Source organism: Streptomyces prasinopilosus (genome assembly GCF_001419695.1).
In the GTDB taxonomy this organism is placed as follows: Bacteria; Actinomycetota; Actinomycetes; order Streptomycetales; family Streptomycetaceae; genus Streptomyces; species Streptomyces prasinopilosus.
The window spans coordinates 1-2,967 of sequence record NZ_LIRG01000787.1; the positions used below are offsets into that span (position 1 = coordinate 1).

General features: G+C 76.1%; 4 protein-coding genes and 1 pseudogene. 2 read left to right on the plus strand and 3 right to left on the minus strand.

Annotation, left to right across the window (positions count from 1 at the left end; all coding sequences use genetic code 11):
- Positions 1 to 291 (plus strand): endonuclease/exonuclease/phosphatase family protein (locus AOK18_RS34755; protein WP_420865642.1); only part of this gene is annotated, 291 nt, incomplete at both ends.
- 2 nt (positions 292 to 293) lie between these two features.
- Positions 294 to 699, plus strand: a pseudogene (locus tag AOK18_RS34760) (endonuclease/exonuclease/phosphatase family protein); the annotation flags it as partial.
- 96 nt (positions 700 to 795) lie between these two features.
- Here the strand turns inward: AOK18_RS34760 and AOK18_RS26455 are convergent.
- The 3 genes from AOK18_RS26455 to AOK18_RS26465 all read right to left on the minus strand — a co-directional run.
- A complete protein-coding gene (locus tag AOK18_RS26455) occupies positions 796 to 1,128 on the minus strand; it encodes a putative quinol monooxygenase (RefSeq protein ID WP_055695974.1) in 333 nt (110 codons plus the stop codon).
- Between the two features lie 296 nt (positions 1,129 to 1,424).
- A complete protein-coding gene (locus tag AOK18_RS26460; RefSeq protein ID WP_079105196.1) occupies positions 1,425 to 2,534 on the minus strand; it encodes a cobalamin B12-binding domain-containing protein in 1,110 nt (369 codons plus the stop codon).
- The coding region (locus AOK18_RS26465) for a PP2C family protein-serine/threonine phosphatase (protein WP_157865207.1) at positions 2,531 to 2,967 on the minus strand (437 nt) is incomplete at its 5' end. The genes AOK18_RS26460 and AOK18_RS26465, both read right to left, overlap by 4 nt.

The window sequence follows — 2,967 nt, forward strand, 5'->3', positions numbered from 1 at the left end:
GACGCCGACACCTCCGAGGCAGCCGCTTTGGGGGTGCCGCTGCGGGTGGCGACCTACAACATCCACGCCGGTGCCGGCGAGGACGGCGTCTTCGACCTCGACCGCACCGCGCGGGCCCTGCGCGATCTGAACGCCGACGTCATCGGCCTCCAGGAGGTCGACGTGCACTGGGGCGGCCGCAGCGACTTCGTCGACGAGGCCCGTGCACTGGCCGGGACACTGGACATGCGGGTGTTCTTCGCGCCGATCTACGACCTGGATCCGGTGGCCGGGGGCGGAGAACGCCGGCGGNNGGTGCCGGCCCCGATGCCCGGATTCGCCGAGGTGACGGTCGACGTCGGGGGCGCCCGGGTGCGCGTCTACACCACGCACCTGGACCACCGGGCCGACCCGTCGGTCCGCGAGGCCCAGGTGGCGGACATGCTCGACGTGCTGGCCGCCGACCGCGGGCCGAAGGTCCTGGTCGGCGACTTCAACGCCGAGGCGGCGGCTCCGGAGCTGGCTCCCCTGTGGCAGCGGCTGCGGGACGCCGACCCGTACGGCGGCGGGACGTATCCGGCGGCCGAACCGGTCAAGCGCATCGACCTGGTGGCCGTCTCTCCCGGCATCGCCGTGACCGGTGCCGAAGCCGTGGCGACGGAGGCGTCGGACCACCGTCCCGTGGTCGCCGACCTGAGGATCCGCCGGCGCGGCCGCTGAACCGTCCGGAACGGGGGAGGGCACCGAGCCGGATCCGTCCCCCGGCGCCCCGCCCGATGCTGGACCGCCGGGGACCGGCCGCCCCGGCGCGGCACGTCACTTCCGCTCGGGAACGCTCATCTCGCCCAGCGGGGACCAGTCGTCCTGCGGAACCGTCGCGTTCACGACGCGGGGCGTCTCGGCCAGGTGGGGCGGCAGGGTCCGCTGCGCGGCCCTGAAGTGCTCCGAGTGCACATGGGCGGCTCCCGCCTCGTCGTCGCGGAAGGCCTCGACCAGGACGTACTCCGTGGGGTCCTCGACGCTGCGGGACCAGTCGAACCACAGGCAGCCCGGTTCGTCCCGGGTGGCCGAGGTGAAGTCCCCGGCGATCCCCGGCCACTCGTCGGCGTACTCGGGGAGCACGCGGAACTTGGCGGTGATGAAGATCATCCTGTCTCCCTCGTCGTTCTCCGGCGGGGTCGCGCCCTGCGGTGCGGCGTCCCCCGCGGCACCGGCGCGCCCGACGGGCGAACACTGTCACAGGGCCGGTCCCCCCGCCATCCGGGACGGGCTCCGCTCCGGGCCGGCGGGAACACCGCCGGGGCCGGGACACGGACGGCCCGGCGGGCCACGGGTGCCGTGCCCCGCCCCACGCGTCAGGCCGGGACGTGACGGCTCCCGGCGGGGTCGCGACGAGGCCCGGGGCCGGGCGGGGTGCCCACGGATCCTTCCGGCGTCCCGTGCGGTCAGCCGCGGGAGCCGAGCGCCGCGCGCCCGGCGTGGATGAGGCCGCGGGCCCGCGGGAAGTCGCGCAGCTGCTCCTCCAGCAGGTCCAGGCCGGGCGCCAGGGACCGGGCCGGGACCCCGCGGGCGGTGAGGACCTCGGCGGTCCATGCCAGGAAGTCGGTGAAGAGGGCGGCGGAGTCGACGTACAGGGCGGCGGCCAGGAAGTCGACGATGTGGGCGAGGTCCTCGGCGGTGCGTTCGCGCTGCTCGGCGCCGTAGTCGCGCATGGGGGGAAACCCTGCTCCAGGAGCTGGAAGGTGTCGCGTACCAGACCGCGGGCAGGACTGGGCGACCATGGTGTACTCCTGGTCGGCCAGATGCGGCAGGTCGTCGACGGCCTGGCGGGGCGGTCGCGGCGCGGGCAGCGGGCCGGCGGCCAGCCGGTCCGCCGCGCCGCGCGCGTCGGACGCCCAGGCGTCGGCGCCGAGCAGCCGGGCGTAGCGGCCGTCGACGCCGAAGGCGAGACCCCCGACCATGACCGGCACGCCGGTGGCCTGGACGGCGGTGACGGCGGCGTGGGCGGTGGGCAGCCGGGTGGACAGCGAGGCGGACAGGCAGACGGCCGTCGCCCCGGCACGGTGGAGCCGGCTGATCAGGTGGGCGGTGGGGACCCTCGCTCCGAGGTGGTCCACCCGCCAGCCGCGCAGCCGCAGCACCTCGGCCAGGAGCCGTGCGGGCAGGGCGTGCCACTCCTTGTCCACGCACGCGACCGTCACCCTGCCGCGCGTGGGCGCGGGGCGGTGGGCGGCGAGCGCGGTGAGGGCGTGCTCGTTGACGGCCGTGGCGGCGTGTTCCTCGGCCACGCTCATGCGGTTGGCCGCCCATTCGACGCCCACCTTGCGCTGGACCGCGCCGATGACGTCCAGCAGGACCGTCTCCGGGTCCAGCCCGGCCCGCAGGGCGCCGGCGACGAGGTCCGCGGCCGAGGAGGCGTCCGCCGCCCGGATCGCGGTCCAGAGTCCGTCCGCGTGGTCCCGGACCCGGTCGTCGCCGCGCGGGGAGGCGGGACGGGCGCGGACGAGGAGGCGGCCGGGCCGGTGTTCGCGGCCGGGGGCGGGGACGGTCGTCATGCGGTGTACCTGCCCCGGGGCGTGCCGTCCACGGCACTGAGGTGCGCACCGCGGGGCGCGGTGACGGCCATGAGAGCGATGTCGTCGTGGCGCCTGTGGCCGATCCACTGGGAGACGATCATCTGGACGCGCTCGACGACCGCCTCGGCGGGCATGCCGGCGCACTCGGCCAGGGCGCGCTTGAGGCGTTCCTCGCCGAACATGGTCTCGCCCAGCGGGCCGCCCCTGGCCTCGGTGACGCCGTCGGTGAAGAGCAGACACGTTTCCCCCGGCGTGAGCCGGACCCGCGCGGTGCGGGACGTGACCGTCGGCAGGACGCCGATCAGGGTGCCGCCGGTGTCGGCCTCCTCGACGGTCCCGTCACGGCGCACGATCAGCGGCGCGGGGTGCCCGGCGGAGGTCAGCCGCAGCACGACGTCGCGGTCCTCACGGC